At 70.8% G+C, this 13052-nt stretch carries 14 protein-coding genes and 2 tRNA genes; 11 read left to right on the top strand and 5 right to left on the bottom strand.

The window, feature by feature from the left end:
• Positions 1-11 precede the first annotated feature (11 nt).
• Positions 12-1109 carry a M48 family metallopeptidase gene (locus AB0J02_RS02345; RefSeq protein ID WP_363191618.1) on the bottom strand — a complete coding sequence of 366 codons (1098 nt, stop codon included), beginning with the start codon at positions 1107-1109 and terminating at the stop codon, positions 12-14.
• Positions 1110-1232: 123 nt separating this feature from the next.
• On the opposite strand from AB0J02_RS02345, the gene AB0J02_RS02340 reads away from it, so the two are divergent.
• The 7 genes from AB0J02_RS02340 to AB0J02_RS02310 all read left to right on the top strand — a co-directional run bounded on the left by AB0J02_RS02340 (position 1233) and on the right by AB0J02_RS02310 (position 5577).
• Complete coding sequence (locus AB0J02_RS02340; RefSeq protein WP_363191617.1) at positions 1233-1394, top strand: hypothetical protein; 162 nt, start codon at positions 1233-1235, stop codon at positions 1392-1394.
• 112 nt (positions 1395-1506) lie between these two features.
• The gene (locus AB0J02_RS02335; RefSeq protein ID WP_363191616.1) at positions 1507-1671 is read left to right on the top strand and encodes a hypothetical protein; all 165 of its coding nucleotides are present in this window, start codon (positions 1507-1509) and stop codon (positions 1669-1671) included.
• A 46-nt stretch (positions 1672-1717) separates the two neighbouring features.
• Positions 1718-2380, top strand: coding sequence for a nicotinate-nucleotide adenylyltransferase (gene nadD, locus AB0J02_RS02330; protein ID WP_363191615.1), 663 nt, complete (start codon positions 1718-1720; stop codon positions 2378-2380).
• 25 nt (positions 2381-2405) lie between these two features.
• Positions 2406-4118 (top strand): LCP family protein, encoded by a 1713-nt coding sequence (locus tag AB0J02_RS02325; RefSeq protein ID WP_363191614.1) that lies wholly within the window; start codon positions 2406-2408, stop codon positions 4116-4118.
• 149 nt (positions 4119-4267) lie between these two features.
• On the top strand, positions 4268-4726 hold the full coding sequence (gene rsfS, locus AB0J02_RS02320) for a ribosome silencing factor (protein WP_363191613.1): 459 nt from the start codon (positions 4268-4270) through the stop codon (positions 4724-4726).
• Positions 4723-5373: a histidine phosphatase family protein gene (locus AB0J02_RS02315; protein ID WP_363191612.1), complete on the top strand. Its 651-nt coding sequence runs from the start codon at positions 4723-4725 to the stop codon at positions 5371-5373. The genes rsfS and AB0J02_RS02315 overlap by 4 nt, the downstream gene beginning before the upstream one ends.
• A 131-nt stretch (positions 5374-5504) precedes the next feature.
• Positions 5505-5577: transfer RNA gene (locus AB0J02_RS02310), tRNA-Ala, on the top strand.
• A gap of 40 nt (positions 5578-5617) precedes the next feature.
• Here AB0J02_RS02310 and AB0J02_RS02305 read toward each other — a convergent pair.
• Positions 5618-6517: a helix-turn-helix transcriptional regulator gene (locus AB0J02_RS02305; protein ID WP_363191767.1), complete on the bottom strand. Its 900-nt coding sequence runs from the start codon at positions 6515-6517 to the stop codon at positions 5618-5620.
• A gap of 242 nt (positions 6518-6759) precedes the next feature.
• On the opposite strand from AB0J02_RS02305, the gene AB0J02_RS02300 reads away from it, so the two are divergent.
• The 3 genes from AB0J02_RS02300 to AB0J02_RS02290 all read left to right on the top strand — a co-directional run bounded on the left by AB0J02_RS02300 (position 6760) and on the right by AB0J02_RS02290 (position 8675).
• Complete coding sequence (locus AB0J02_RS02300) at positions 6760-8124, top strand: MFS transporter (RefSeq protein ID WP_363191766.1); 1365 nt, start codon at positions 6760-6762, stop codon at positions 8122-8124.
• A gap of 88 nt (positions 8125-8212) precedes the next feature.
• Positions 8213-8431, top strand: a complete 219-nt coding sequence (locus AB0J02_RS02295) for a hypothetical protein (protein WP_363191611.1) — start codon at positions 8213-8215, stop codon at positions 8429-8431.
• A gap of 10 nt (positions 8432-8441) precedes the next feature.
• Positions 8442-8675, top strand: a complete 234-nt coding sequence (locus AB0J02_RS02290; RefSeq protein WP_356493193.1) for a hypothetical protein — start codon at positions 8442-8444, stop codon at positions 8673-8675.
• On the opposite strand, the gene AB0J02_RS02285 is transcribed toward AB0J02_RS02290, so the two are convergent.
• The gene (locus AB0J02_RS02285; RefSeq protein WP_363191610.1) at positions 8644-9864 is read right to left on the bottom strand and encodes a glycosyltransferase 87 family protein; all 1221 of its coding nucleotides are present in this window, start codon (positions 9862-9864) and stop codon (positions 8644-8646) included. The two genes, AB0J02_RS02290 and AB0J02_RS02285, sit on opposite strands and share 32 nt — an antisense overlap.
• 118 nt (positions 9865-9982) lie before the next feature.
• On the opposite strand from AB0J02_RS02285, the gene AB0J02_RS02280 reads away from it, so the two are divergent.
• Positions 9983-10055 (top strand) — tRNA-Ala (locus AB0J02_RS02280).
• Between the two features lie 57 nt (positions 10056-10112).
• Here the strand turns inward: AB0J02_RS02280 and AB0J02_RS02275 are convergent.
• Both AB0J02_RS02275 and AB0J02_RS02270 read right to left on the bottom strand, forming a co-directional pair.
• On the bottom strand, positions 10113-11690 hold the full coding sequence (locus AB0J02_RS02275; RefSeq protein WP_363191609.1) for an NADH-ubiquinone oxidoreductase-F iron-sulfur binding region domain-containing protein: 1578 nt from the start codon (positions 11688-11690) through the stop codon (positions 10113-10115).
• Complete coding sequence (locus tag AB0J02_RS02270) at positions 11687-12868, bottom strand: cytochrome b/b6 domain-containing protein (protein ID WP_363191608.1); 1182 nt, start codon at positions 12866-12868, stop codon at positions 11687-11689. The genes AB0J02_RS02275 and AB0J02_RS02270 overlap by 4 nt, the downstream gene beginning before the upstream one ends.
• Positions 12869-13052 lie beyond the last annotated feature (184 nt).

Here is a 13052-nt window from a genome sequence, read left to right as displayed (position 1 = left end):
CTTTTTGGGGCTCAGCTCTCGGCGGCGTCGTCCTGAGCACCGTGGTTGCCGGTGTTGCCCCCGCCCCCATTGCCGTTGCCGAAGCCGCCGAAGCCGCGCTTCACTCGGCCGCCCAGGTCGCCCGCGCCGCCCGCGATGTCGCTGACCAGCTTCATCAGCGGGTCCTTCGAGTTCTTGACGTGGTCCGTGTAGTGCGCGGCCGACTCGCGGAAGGAGTCGGTCACCGAGGCTTCCTTGTCCTCCGTGCGGCGCGGGTAGTGCCCGTCCATCAGCCGCTGGAAGTCACGGGACTCGGCCCACTTCTTCAGCTCCGCGGCCCGCACCGTCGTGAACGGGTGGGAGCGCGGCATCACGTTCAGGATCTTCAGCACGGAGTCGCGCAGATCGCCCCCGGACTCGTACTCCTCGGCCTGCTTGAGGAACGCGTCCACGTTCATCTCGTGCAGGTGGTTACCGCCCGCGATCTTCATCAGGCCGCGCATGGAGGCCTTCAGGTCCTGGCCGACCAGCAACCCGGCGCGGTCCGCGGAGAGTTCGGACTTGCGGAACCACTCGCGCAGCGCCGTCACGATCGCCATGATCGCGAGGTTGCCGAGCGGGATCCACGCCACCCGCAGCGCGAGGCTGGTCAGGAACAGCAGTATCGTCCGGTAGACGGAGTGCCCGGACAGCGCGTGGCCCACCTCGTGGCCGACGACCGCCCGCATCTCCTCCTCGTCGAGCAGCTCCACCAGGCCGGTGGTGACGACGATGATCGGCTCGTCCAGACCGATGCACATCGCGTTCGGCTGCGGGTCCTGGTTGACGTACATCGGCGGGACCTTCTCCAGGTCCAGGATGTAACAGGCGTCCCGCAGCATCGAGTTGAGGTGCGCGAACTGCTCGTCCGAGACCCGCACGGAGTCCGACAGGAACAGCAGACGCAGGCTGCGCTCCGGGAGCAGACCGCTCAGTGCCTTGAAGACGGTGTCGAATCCGGTGAGCTTGCGCAGCGCCACCAGGGCCGAACGGTCCGCGGGGTGCTCGTACGCCCGCGAGGAGATTCCCGGGAAGCGCCTGCGCTGCCTGCTGGGTACGTTCTCGTGCTGCTCGTTCGGTACGTCGGGCATGCGGCCCCCCATGTCGATGGCATGTCGATGGCATGCCGGTGTGATTCGGTTGTGCCCCCAAGGCGGGATCCACACTAGGCGGAGATACCGTGACGGGGCAGCACACAGAAGGAGCGAACCGTGATGGATCACCACGCCGGCGCCGCCGGGCTCGGGCACGTCGTCAACGCCGCCGCGGCCGGCCAGGGCCCCGGGAGCCTGCTGCGCATCGTGCTGATCGTCGGCATCCTCGGCGCCCTCTTCATGGCCTGGTTCCTGCTGCGCGGCTACAAGCGCGACGACTGATCCGGGGTTTTGGACCCGTACGGCAGAGTCGGCGTGATCGCCGCGAGCACCCCCGCTTACGATGGGCCGGAAGTCTTTATCCCGATCCCACACCGGATAGGTCCTGCTGACGATGAGCCTCGCAAGCACCACTGCCCAGCTGGCCACTCTCGCCGCCGAGGGCGGCGAGCACGGCGGCAACCACGAGAGCATCAGCCCCCTCATGACGGGTGGCGGCGCCTTCGTCATCCTGCTTCTGCTGCTGTGGATCGTGACCCGCTTCAACCGCGACCGCTGAGCACGGGGCGCGGACCACTCCGATCGGGCCAGTAGGCTCTGCACGCATGGGAGCGCAGGACATGCCTACCGGCCCGGTCAATAGCCCGGCCGGCGGCCCGGATCACGAGTGGGTGTCGCCCGCAAAGCGACGTCTCGGCGTCATGGGCGGAACGTTCGACCCGATCCACCACGGACACCTGGTGGCGGCCAGTGAGGTCGCCGCGCAGTTCCACCTCGACGAGGTGGTGTTCGTGCCGACCGGGAAGCCGTGGCAGAAGAGCGACAAGCAGGTTTCCCCGGCAGAGGACCGTTATCTGATGACGGTCATCGCGACCGCCGAGAACCCGCAGTTCTCGGTGAGCCGCATCGACCTCGACCGCGGCGGTCCGACGTACACCACGGACACACTGCGCGATCTGCGGGGACTCAACCCGGAAACGGACCTCTTCTTCATCACCGGCGCGGACGCCCTGGGGCAGATCCTCACCTGGCGTTACACCGAAGAGCTCTTCTCCCTGGCACACTTCATCGGCGTCACCCGGCCCGGCCATCCGCTCACCGACCCGGGCCTCCCCGAAGGCGGTGTCTCGCTGGTCGAGGTGCCGGCACTCGCGATCTCGTCCACGGACTGCCGGGACAGGGTCGCCAAGGGGGACCCCATCTGGTACATGGTGCCGGACGGTGTGGTGCGCTACATCGACAAGCGCCAGCTGTACCGAGGCGAATGACCCTGCACCGCCGAGAGGGGCATCGGTGAACGACCGCTACGACGGTTACGACCAGCGCAACGACGAGTACGAGCTGGTCGGCTACGACGAGTTCGGCCAGCCGGTGTACCGGCAGGTCCAGCAGGCGCCGTCGTACGAGCAGCACGCAGACAACTCCGGGTACGGATACGGCTACGACCCGTACGCGACCGGACAGCAGCCGCCGGTGCCGCCCGCTCCGCCGCAGCAGTCCGCGCACACCTACGACCCGTACGGAACCGGTGGCTACGACCCGTACGGGCAGGCCACCGGGACCGGTGAGCAGCCGCGGGTCACCCAGCAGGCGCCGTACCCCCCTCAGGCGCCCCAGGTACCCCAGCAGGCCCATCCGACACCTCAAGCGCCCCAGCAGACCGAGCAGGCCACCGCCTACATCCCGCAGCAGGCGCCGGCACCCCAGGAACCCGAGCGGCACGGCCGCGACCAGCAGCAGGACCGCGACTACCGCACCGAGCAGTTCTCCTTCGTGGAGGAGCCGGACGAGAACTCCGAAGACGTCATCGACTGGCTGAAGTTCACCGAGTCGCGCAGCGAGCGGCGCGAGGAGGCCAGACGGCGCGGCCGCAACCGGGTCGTCGCCCTCGTCGTCGTGCTCGCCCTGTGCCTGGCCGGCGGCATCGGCTACCTCTGGTACGCGAACAAGCTGCCGTTCCTGTCCAAGGACGACACGAAGGCGGGCGGCGCCGCCGCGACCGGCCCGCAGAATCGTGACGTCATCGTCGTCCACCTGCACAACACCAAGGGCGGCGGCACCTCGACGGCGCTGCTCGTCAACAACGCCACGACCAGGCAGGGCAGCACCGTCCTGCTGCCCAACTCCCTTGCCCTGACGGGCGATGACGGCACCGCCACCACACTCGGCAAGTCCGTCGACGACGACGGCTCCTCCGGTACCAGCGGCGCGATCGACACCCTGCTCGGCACGGACGTCGAAGGCACCTGGCGGCTCGACACCCCTTACCTGAACAACCTTGTGGAACTCGTCGGCAACATCGAGATCGACACCGACACCGACGTCCCCGACCCGGCCAAGAAGGGCACGTTCCTCGTCCACAAGGGCGAGGCCCAGACCCTCAGCGGCGCGGCGGCCGTCGCCTACGCCACCTACCAGGCCAAGGGCGAGGCCGAGACGGCACAGCTCATGCGGTTCGGGCAGGTCATGCAGGGCGTACTGCGCAAGCTGTCGTCCGACCCGCAGGCCGCGACGACCACCGTGCAGACGCTCGCCCAGATCCTCGACCCGTCACTGACGGAGAAGGACCTCGGCGCCTTCCTCGCCAAGCTCGCCGACCACGCCAAGGAGGGCGACTACAAGACCGCCCTGCTGCCGGTCCAGCAGAACGGCACCCTCTCCGAGGCGGCCTCGGACTCCGTGGTCAAGGACGTCCTCGGCGGCACCGTCAAGGCCCCCGCCAAGGGAGACTCGCTGCGCGTCGCCATCAAGAACGCCACCGGCGACAAGGCCCGCACCGAGAAGGCCCGCGTCGCCCTGGTCAACGGCGGCTACACCTTCGTCGAGGGCGGTACCGGGACCGCGGCGGCGGCGTCGCAGGTCACATACGGCGACGACGCCCGCAAGCAGGACGCGGTCGAGGTCGCCAAGACGCTCGGCCTGCCGACCTCGGCGGTGAAGCAGAGCAAGGCCGCGGCGAACGCGGACGTGTCCGTGGTCCTCGGCCAGGACTACACCGGCAAGTGACCGCCTGGTGGCCCCGGAACCGCCCCGGAATCTCCGCGAACCGGGGCCACCAGGAACGCAGTGAGGCCATCCGGCGGTCCGTGAGACCCTTGAGGTACCCCCGTCAGGGATATCTCGGGGGATTCTGACCGCCGACGGAAAGCCATGTAGTGACCGCCACTGACCGTTCCCTCGAGCTCATCACCGTCGCCGCACAGGCGGCCGCCGACAAGCTCGCGCACGACATCATCGCCTACGACGTCAGCGACGTGCTGTCCATCACGGACGCCTTCCTGCTCGCCTCCGCGCCCAACGACCGCCAGGTCAAGTCGATCGTCGACGAGATCGAGGAGCAGCTGAACAAGCAGCTCGGCACCAAGCCGGTCCGCCGCGAGGGCGACCGCGACGCCCGCTGGATCCTGCTCGACTACGTCGACATCGTCGTCCACGTCCAGCACAGCGAGGAGCGTGTCTTCTACGCCCTCGAGCGCCTGTGGAAGGACTGCCCCGAGCTGGACCTGCCGGCCGACGCCAAGGCGACCCGCGGCAAGGGCGCCGAGCACTCTCAGCGCGAGCAGGCCGCGGCGGAAGCGGAGGACATCCGCGAACTCGGCGGTGAGGTTCTTTGACCGGCGGTTCCCAGCGGGGCCGCCGGGTCGTCCTGTGGCGGCACGGCCAGACGGCCTGGAACCTGGAGCGCCGCTTCCAGGGCACCACGGACATCGAGCTGACCGACACCGGCGTCGCCCAGGCCCGCCGGGCCGCGCGGCTGCTCGCCTCCCTGAAGCCGGACGCCGTCGTGGCCTCCGACCTCAAGCGGGCCGCCGCCACCGCCGCCGAGCTGACCGCTCTGACGGGCCTCGACGTCACGTACGACGAGGGCCTGCGCGAGACGTACGCCGGTGACTGGCAGGGCCTCACGCACGACGAGATCATCGCCCGCTACGGCGAGCAGTACGCCGCGTGGAAGCGCGGCGAGCCGGTGCGCCGCGGCGGCGGCGAGCTGGAGACCGAGGTCGCCGACCGGGCGGCGCCCGTCGTGCTGCGGCACGCCGACAAGCTGCCGGACGACGGCCTGCTCGTCGTGGTCAGCCACGGCGGCACCATCCGCACCACCATCGGCCGCCTCCTGGGCCTGGAGTCCCAGCACTGGGAGGGACTCGGGGGACTGTCGAACTGCTGCTGGTCCGTCCTCGGCGAGGGCGCGCGCGGCTGGCGGCTGCTCGAGCACAACGCGGGCACGCTGCCCGAGCCCGTCCTCGGCGACGACGACTGATCCGGTCCCCGCGGGCCGCGGGGACCGGATTTCACTTTCGGGCAGGTCGCAAGCTAAAGTTCTTCTTGTTCGGGCCGCCGGGAAAACCGGCGGGAAGAACAGTGAGAAGGACCGCGAGAAGATCGCGGCGCGGGGCTATAGCTCAGTTGGTAGAGCGCCTGCATGGCATGCAGGAGGTCAGGAGTTCAATTCTCCTTAGCTCCACAGAATTTCCTGTTCCACAGGTACCGAAGATCCCGTCCCGTCAGGGGCGGGATCTTTCGTTGTCCGCACGCAGCCTCCCCAGCAGCTCGCGGGACTCCTCGTCCGCCGGCGAGTAGACGACGATCCGGCACTCCGGCAGGTTGTCGATCCCGAGCGACGTCGACGTCATGCGCAGGTCGCGATCGAGCGCCTGGTGCCGGAACGTCTTGACGTACTGGCCGGGCGGCGCGACGTCGCCGCCGCGCCACAGCTCGGCGAAGTAGTCGCTGGCCTCCGACAGGGCGTGGATGAACTCCTCCCAGACGGGCTCGCCCACATGGCGCCCGTACGCCGAGCGCAGGATCGCCACCATGACGGGCAGCTCGCTCTCGCGGAAGAGCAGCGGGCACAACTCCTCGGGCGCGACGAACAGGGTCCACATGGCATTGGCGAGCCGGCCCGTCGCCGGGTCCCGCAGATCTCTTCGGACCTGGAAGAGCAGGCGGTATCCGAGGTTCGTGGCGAGCAGGTCGTACCGCGCGTTGTAGACCACCGCCGGGAGCGGGTCGAGGGCGTCGAGGATGCCCTGCACATCCGGCGCGACCGCCTCGACGCCGGCCTCCGGCGTGGCCGCGTACGCCACTCCCGCCAATTGGTACAGGTGCTCCCGCTCCGGCCGGTCGAGCCGCAGCGTGCGCGCCACCGCGTCCAGGACCTGGGGCGAGGCGTTGATGGGGCGGCCCTGCTCCAGCCACGTGTACCAGGTGACGCCGACGCCGGAGAGCTGCGCGACCTCCTCGCGGCGCAGGCCGGGCGTGCGTCTGCGCGGGCCCGGGGGCATGCCGACGTCCTGGGGCGTCACTCTGGCGCGGCGGCTGCGCAGGAAGGCGGCCAGCTCGGGCCTGCGGCGGTCGGTCGTCGGCCCCGCCGGGTGTTCTGCCGTGCGGTCCGTCGCGGTCATCGTCGTCACATCCCCCATCGTGTGCGTCGGCTCCGTACCCCGGAAGGCACGTACCGGGTGCTGCCGGTACCAGCATCAGCGGGCTCTCGTGACCCGGATCCGATCGGCGTCAGGCTCCGGACATGACGACAACCGTCCCGGAAAGTCCGCAACTCCCAACTCCCGGATCACTCCCCGCATCCAGTAAAGCGCCCGGCACCGACAACGGCACCGCGTCCGGCCGGGGGCGGCTGCTCGCGGTGGTGCTGACCGCCCAGTTCATGGCGGTCCTCGACGTGTTCATCGTGAACGTCGCCGCCCCCACGCTGCGCACCGAACTCGACGCGTCCGGCGCCGCGTTGCAGCTGGTCATCGCCGGATACACCATCACGTACGCCGTGCTCCTGATCACCGGCGCGCGGCTCGGCGACCGGTTCGGGCACCGCCGGGCCGTGCTCGGCGGCCTCGCCGTGTTCACCGCGGCCTCGCTCGCCTGTGGACTGGCGCAGAGCAGCGGCCAGTTGATCGCGTTCCGCATGCTGCAGGGCGCCGGGTCGGCGCTGATGATCCCGCAGGTGCTCAGCCTCATCCAGCGGAACTTCGCCGGGGAGTCCCGCACCCGGGCGCTCGGCGCCTACGCGGCGGTGCTCGCCGTGGGCGCCGCGGCCGGACAGGTGCTCGGCGGGGTCCTGGTCAGCGCCGATCTCCTCGGTACCGGCTGGCGGGCGGTATTCCTGGTCAACGTGCCCGTCGGCCTGGCCCTGCTCGCCCTCGGACGCCGGGAACTGCCCCGCGACGGTGCGCGCCGGGCGGGGCAGCCGCGGCCGCTCGACCTGCCCGGCCTCGTGCTGCTCGGCGGCGCCGTCTCGCTGCTCACCGTGCCGCTCGTGCTCGGCCAGGAGGAGGACTGGCCGCTGTGGTCCTGGCTGTGCCTGGCCGCGTCCGTCGTGGTGTTCGCCCTGTTCTGTGCCTACGAGGCCCTGCTGGCGCGGCGCGGTGGCGCACCGCTGATCGCGCTCAGGGTGCTGCGTGTCCCCGGCATCGGCCGGGCCGTCTTCCAGATCCTCGCCGCGATGGCCGTCAACGCCGGCTTTCTCTTCGCGCTGACGCTGCACATCCAGGGCGGCCTCGGGTACAGCGCGCTGCGCGCGGGGCTGACGTTCGCGCCCGCCGCCGTCGTGTTCGGCGCGGTCGGGCTGACCTGGCGGCGCTGGCCCGCGCGGTGGCAACGGGTCCTGATTCCCGGTGGGTTCGTGCTCGCGGCGGCCGGGGCGCTCGGTACCGGTCTCGCGCTGCACGGCGGGGGCGACGGCGGGTTCCGGCTCTACGCCTCGTTCGTGGCGATCGGTGCGGGGCTCTCGCTCGGTTTCAGCCCGACGCTCACGCGGGCCCTGGCGACGGTGCGGCCCGAGGACGCCGCAGACGCCAGCGGACTGCTCGCCACGGTGACGCAACTCGGCCAACTCGTCGGCGTCGCCGCCTTCGGGACACTTTTCCTCCATCGCGTTGAGACGTCTGGGGCCTCAGGGGCGTATACCTCTGCGGACGCGCTCCTGATGTGCGCGTATGCGCTGGCGGGGACGGCATTTCTGGGTGCCGTATCCGGACTGGTACGCAGGCGTCGCTGACCGTATTGCTCCGGCCGTGGCAGAATCGGACGGCCGGAAGGGGGCTGCGTCCGACCGACGAAGACGGCCCGACGGGAGGGAGTGCGCGATGCCCTTGAGCATCATCGAGGAGGCCGACCGCCTCCTCGGCGTGGCAGCGATACCCGTCGAGCCCCCGGCTCCGTCTCATTTTTCCGGCGATGTCCCTCTTGTTGTAGATGTTCTCCTCAACTGTCCGTCCTGCGGATCCCGCCACGTCGCCCAGATGCTGGGCGACAACGGTGGGATCTCGTACGTGTGCACGGCCTGCGGCCACAGCTGGAGCTGAGCGGATCGACATGGGGTCACACAGGAGGAAGTGCGATTGGTGCGGCAGTGGTACGCCCATCGTGCGCGACATGGAGCCGGTGAACCCGGACTACCAGTACTGGTGCGAGGAGTGCGCGCGGGCGCTGATCATAAAGGGCGACCCGATCGAGACGTATCGGGAGCTGGAGGGCGAGCCGATCTATGGCCGGCTTCTCGACGAACACTGCACCCTCAAGCGGTTCTACTCGTTCGCCAGAGCCTGAACCCGGAGCACACCAAGAAGGCGTACGCCACGCCTACGTAGAGCGCCGACAGCGCCAATTGCCCACCGTTCTGATGGAGTTCGAGCCGGCCCGGGCCGTGCGGCACCCACCACAGTGCGTACGAGCAGAACACCGACGTCAGCAAGGCGGCGGTGCGCCTGCGGCCGGACTCCCACACCAGGAGGAGCAGGGGTACGCACCACACCCAGTGGTGCGACCAGGAGACGGGACTGACCAGGAGCGCCGTCATCGCGCACGCCACCACGGCCTGGGCCCGCCGCCCGCGCAGCGCCGCCGCGACGGCGACCGCGAGGCCCAGAGCGCCCGTCACGGCGGCGGTGAGGGCCCACCACGGGCCGGGGTCGCCGGTGTGCAGCAGCCGGGCCAGGGTGCCGCGCAGCGACTGGTTCGCGGTGTCCTCGGCGTACCCCACCCGGCTCGCCTCGAAGACCATCCGGGTCCAGAACCGGCGGGAGTCGTGGGGCAGGACGGCTGCGGCCGGCGCCGTGGCACCGGCGAACGCACACCCCGCCACGCACGCGTGCCGCAGCCACGGCCGCCAGTCGCCCCTCCTGAACACCGCCACCGTGATCCCCGTACACACCAGGAAGACGGCGAAGAGGGCGGGCGTCAGCTTGATCGCGGCCGCCACGCCGATACCGATGCCCGCCCAGCGGTGCCCGGGGCGCCGCGTCAGATCCCACAGGACGAGCACGGCCAGCAGGAGATTGACCTGCCCGTAGCGCAGCGTCGTCCACACCGGCTCGCACCACACGGCGCCCGCCGCCACCCACAAGGCGTGCTCCACGCGCGCGTGGCGCCCCACGAGACGCAGGGACAGATGCGCGAAGGCGACCAGAAGGGCGAGGTTCGCCACGGTCGCCGCGGCACGCATGGTGGCGACGTCCACGAGCGTCAGCGGGGCGAACAGCAGCGCGGCGAACGGCGGATACGTCGTGGGCAGTCGGGCATGCGTCGTACGCAGCGCATACAGGTCGCCACCCGCTCTCACGGTCGCGCCCTCCGCCCGGTAGACCAGCAGATCGATCATCGAGACATGGGCGGCGCGCTGGGCGATCCAGAAGCTCACGAAGGAGAGCAGGCAGACGGCCAGGGCTGCGGGCACGCGGCGACGGGCGCGGGGCAGGACGAGCACGGTCACCCAGGGGACCCTAGTGGTCGTTTCCATCCTCTTTCTCCACAGAGCGGGTCAGATGGGAAACGATTTGGTGATGCACCTGGGGGACCGTGTAATGTTGGCGTCGCCGCCGGGGAAACCGACAGGAAAACCTGGCGGACCACGGCACGGGGCTATAGCTCAGTTGGTAGAGCGCCTGCATGGCATGCAGGAGGTCAGGAGTTCAATTCTCCTTAGCTCCACAAGAATTGAAAGCGGGCCATCCCATCGGATGGTCCGCTTTCGTCTGTCCCGGCCCCTTACTGCTTACGAGCCCGACTGCGGCCCGGCGGAAGCGCGGGCGGGAGCGGCGGCCGGGCGGGCAGCGCCGCCGCGTCCTCCTCCAGGCGCAGGGCAAGGGCCGGGCAGCGCCGCACTGCACGTACGGCGTTCGCCTCCGAATAGCGTGGCACCGCCGCGTCCGCGACCGCCGGATACCCGTCCGGGCCCAGCTGGATCAGCTCCGGCACGATGTCCGCGCACAGGCCGTGGCCCCGGCACAGCGTCCAGTCCACGGCGAGCCGCTTGCCGCTGGGGGCCGCGCCGGCCGGCGCCTCCGTGTGCAGCGGCAGCACCCCGCGCACCGGGCGGCCGCACCCGGCGCCCAGGACGTGCGCCGCCAGGTCGTCCGTGAACGCGGAGATCGTCGACTCGATGAACGCCGCCGAACCGTCGGGGTGTTTGCACGCCCCGCGACGCTTCACCGCCCGGGTGACCTCGCGCAGCGCCTCCAGGGCGGTGGGCCCGCCGCCGTTCAGGACGTCCTCCAGGCCGCGCGCCGCCGCGGGCAGGCCCAGATAGCAGGGCCCGCACTGGCCCGCGCTCTCCGAGGCCAGCCATTGCGCGACCCGTAGCGCTTCGCCGAGCGGGCAGGTGTCCGGGCCGATCGGCAGGATCGCGCCCGCGCCCAGAGCGCCGCCGCTCGCCTCCAGGGACGCGCGGGAGACGATGGCGTCCTGCGCGGCGGCCGTGTCCAGCCACTTGCCGTGATAGCCGCCCGTGAGCACGCCCTGGGGGAGCGGCGGAGCACCCGCGAGCTGGAGGACGTAGCGCAGCGGGACGCCGGAGGGCACCTCCAGGACCATGGGCCGCGTGACGGCGCCGGAGAGCGTCAGCAGGATGGTGCCGGGCTCGTCGTGCAGGCCGGTGCGGCAGTAGCGCTCGGGGCCCGTGCGGGCGGCGACGGCGAGCTGGGCGAACGTCTCCGCGTTCGACAGGAGCGTGGGGGCGCCGCCCACTCCGGAGTCGGAGGCCCGCACCTTGCGGCCCGGCGGCATCGGCGGCCCGCCGTCCGCCGAGCGGATCAGGGCGGAGGACTCGCCGGTCACCATGCGCACCGGATTGCGCTGCACACGCGCGCGTAGCGGTGCGTTACGCCGGTTCGTCAGGCCGCGTTCGGCGAGGGCCGCCTGCATCGAGGCCTCCGTGGAGTCGCGGGTCACGCCCACGACGAGCGTGCGCGCGCCGAGCGCCTCGGCGACCAGGAGAGCGCCGTCCAGGATCAGGTGGGGTGCCCGGTTGATCAGCACGGTGTCCTTGCGGCACGCGGGTTCGTCCTCGCTGCCGTTGACGACGACCACGGGGCGCACACCGCGCCGGATCGCCGACTCGGCGACGGCGCGCAGCTTCTTGGCGAACGGGAAGCCGGCGCCACCCCGGCCGCGCAGCGCCACCGCCTGGGCCAGCTGCGCGAGCGACTCGCCCGCCATGGGTTCCAGCGGGCCGTGCACCTTGAGGTGCATGTCGAGGTCGAGCCGCTCCACGAGATCGAATCCCGACGTGAGCTGGGGAAGGCCGACGACGCGGACCTCCGGGACGTCGGGCAGCGCGGTGTTCACTGCGGGCCTCCGTAGGGCGTGGTCCAGGGCTCACCCGACGAAGGGGCCTGGAAAGGGCCGGGCAGCGGTTCGGTGGGTGACTCGTCGGCCGCGTACTGGCCGCCGTATGTGGCCTCGTAGGAGCCGCTGTTCTCGTATGCGGTGTCGTACGAGGGGACGCCTCCGTAAGGGGTGTCGTACGAGGGGTCGTACGAGGAGGGCGGCGCCTCGGCCGGGGGCCGGGGAGACGGAGCGGGCCAGCGCTGGGCGGGGGCGGGTCCGACGGACTCTCCGTATGCGGGCTCTGCATAGGCGGGTTCTACATGGGCCGGTTCTATGTATGTGGGTTCTACGTATGTGGTCTGCGGGGACTCCGTGTAGGGGAGCGAGGATGTGGGGGCCTCGCTCCGCGGGGTCACGGAGACAGCGCGGTAGGCGGCCGCGAAGCCGACCCCGGCGGTTGCCGGCGCCGGGCGGGCGGGGGCCTCTGTGGCGGGCAGCGGCTGTTCGGCCACGTCGCGGGCCACGTCACGGTCCGCGTCGCGCGGGGCGGCACGGGGCATGCGCGGGCCCGGGTCCAGGAAGGCGAGGACCCGTGCCGCGACTTTGAGCTTGACCGGGCGGGGAGCCGCCCGCAGGCCCACCGCTCCGGCGACCGCGAGCAGACACAGGCAGTACAGGACCACCACGTACGTCTTGGGCGGCCGCCCCGCATACAGGCCGTGGATCAGGGCCATGCACCACGCCGGGTAGGCGAGCATGTGGGTCGCGCGCCAGCGCGCGGCGAGCCCGGCCGGGGACGCCATGGAGCTGCGCAGCGCGCCGGTGATGCCGGTGGTCACCATGAGGAGCCCGGCGAGCACGCCGATGCCGATCAGCCCGCTGCTGCCCGTGACGCCCGCCCCGAAGGGGATCAGCGCCCCGATGAGCGTCACATGGGCCAGCGCCACCTTCACGCTGACGTGCAGCAGCAGGAAGCCCAGCGAGGCGATCGCGGTGGCCCGGTGGACGCCCTGGGCGAGCAGCCGCTGCCTGGAGGTCAGGAACAGGCGGTCGGAGGCGACCAGGCCCCACACGACGGACGCCGTGAGGGAGACCAGGGACAGGACGCCCGTGGTGAAGTCGAGCGCCGCTCTGAAGGCGTCGCTCCCGATGACCACGATCACGGGTATGAGGAGCAGGACCGCCGCGCTCAACACCCCCGTGGTCGCGCGGCGGCGGCTCCCGGTGGTGCGTGGGGTGTTGCGTGAACTCGTACGTGAACTCCTGGGTGTACGAGGCGAGTTCAGAAAGTGAGGGGTTCGAGGGTTCATGGGGGCGACTCCGAAAGGTTCGGCACAGTGGACCCACAGGCCCGCACTCTAGGTCGGCGAATACCAGCCA

The sequence above is a fragment of the Streptomyces sp. NPDC050264 genome (genome assembly GCF_040655895.1).
Taxonomy (GTDB): domain Bacteria; phylum Actinomycetota; class Actinomycetes; order Streptomycetales; family Streptomycetaceae; genus Streptomyces.
This window is presented reverse-complemented; position numbering and strand designations above follow the sequence as displayed.

Excerpts from the sequence above, each read along its gene's own strand:
- AB0J02_RS02285 (WP_363191610.1), bottom strand. The coding sequence starts at position 9,864 with ATGGAAACGACCACTAGGGTCCCCTGGGTGACCGTGCTCGTCCTGCCC.
- AB0J02_RS02340 (WP_363191617.1), top strand. The coding sequence starts at position 1,233 with ATGGATCACCACGCCGGCGCCGCCGGGCTCGGGCACGTCGTCAACGCC.
- AB0J02_RS02295 (WP_363191611.1), top strand. The coding sequence starts at position 8,213 with ATGCCCTTGAGCATCATCGAGGAGGCCGACCGCCTCCTCGGCGTGGCA.
- AB0J02_RS02290 (WP_356493193.1), top strand. The coding sequence starts at position 8,442 with ATGGGGTCACACAGGAGGAAGTGCGATTGGTGCGGCAGTGGTACGCCC.
- nadD (WP_363191615.1), top strand. The coding sequence starts at position 1,718 with ATGGGAGCGCAGGACATGCCTACCGGCCCGGTCAATAGCCCGGCCGGC.
- AB0J02_RS02345 (WP_363191618.1), bottom strand. The coding sequence starts at position 1,109 with ATGCCCGACGTACCGAACGAGCAGCACGAGAACGTACCCAGCAGGCAG.
- AB0J02_RS02305 (WP_363191767.1), bottom strand. The coding sequence starts at position 6,517 with ATGACCGCGACGGACCGCACGGCAGAACACCCGGCGGGGCCGACGACC.
- AB0J02_RS02335 (WP_363191616.1), top strand. The coding sequence starts at position 1,507 with ATGAGCCTCGCAAGCACCACTGCCCAGCTGGCCACTCTCGCCGCCGAG.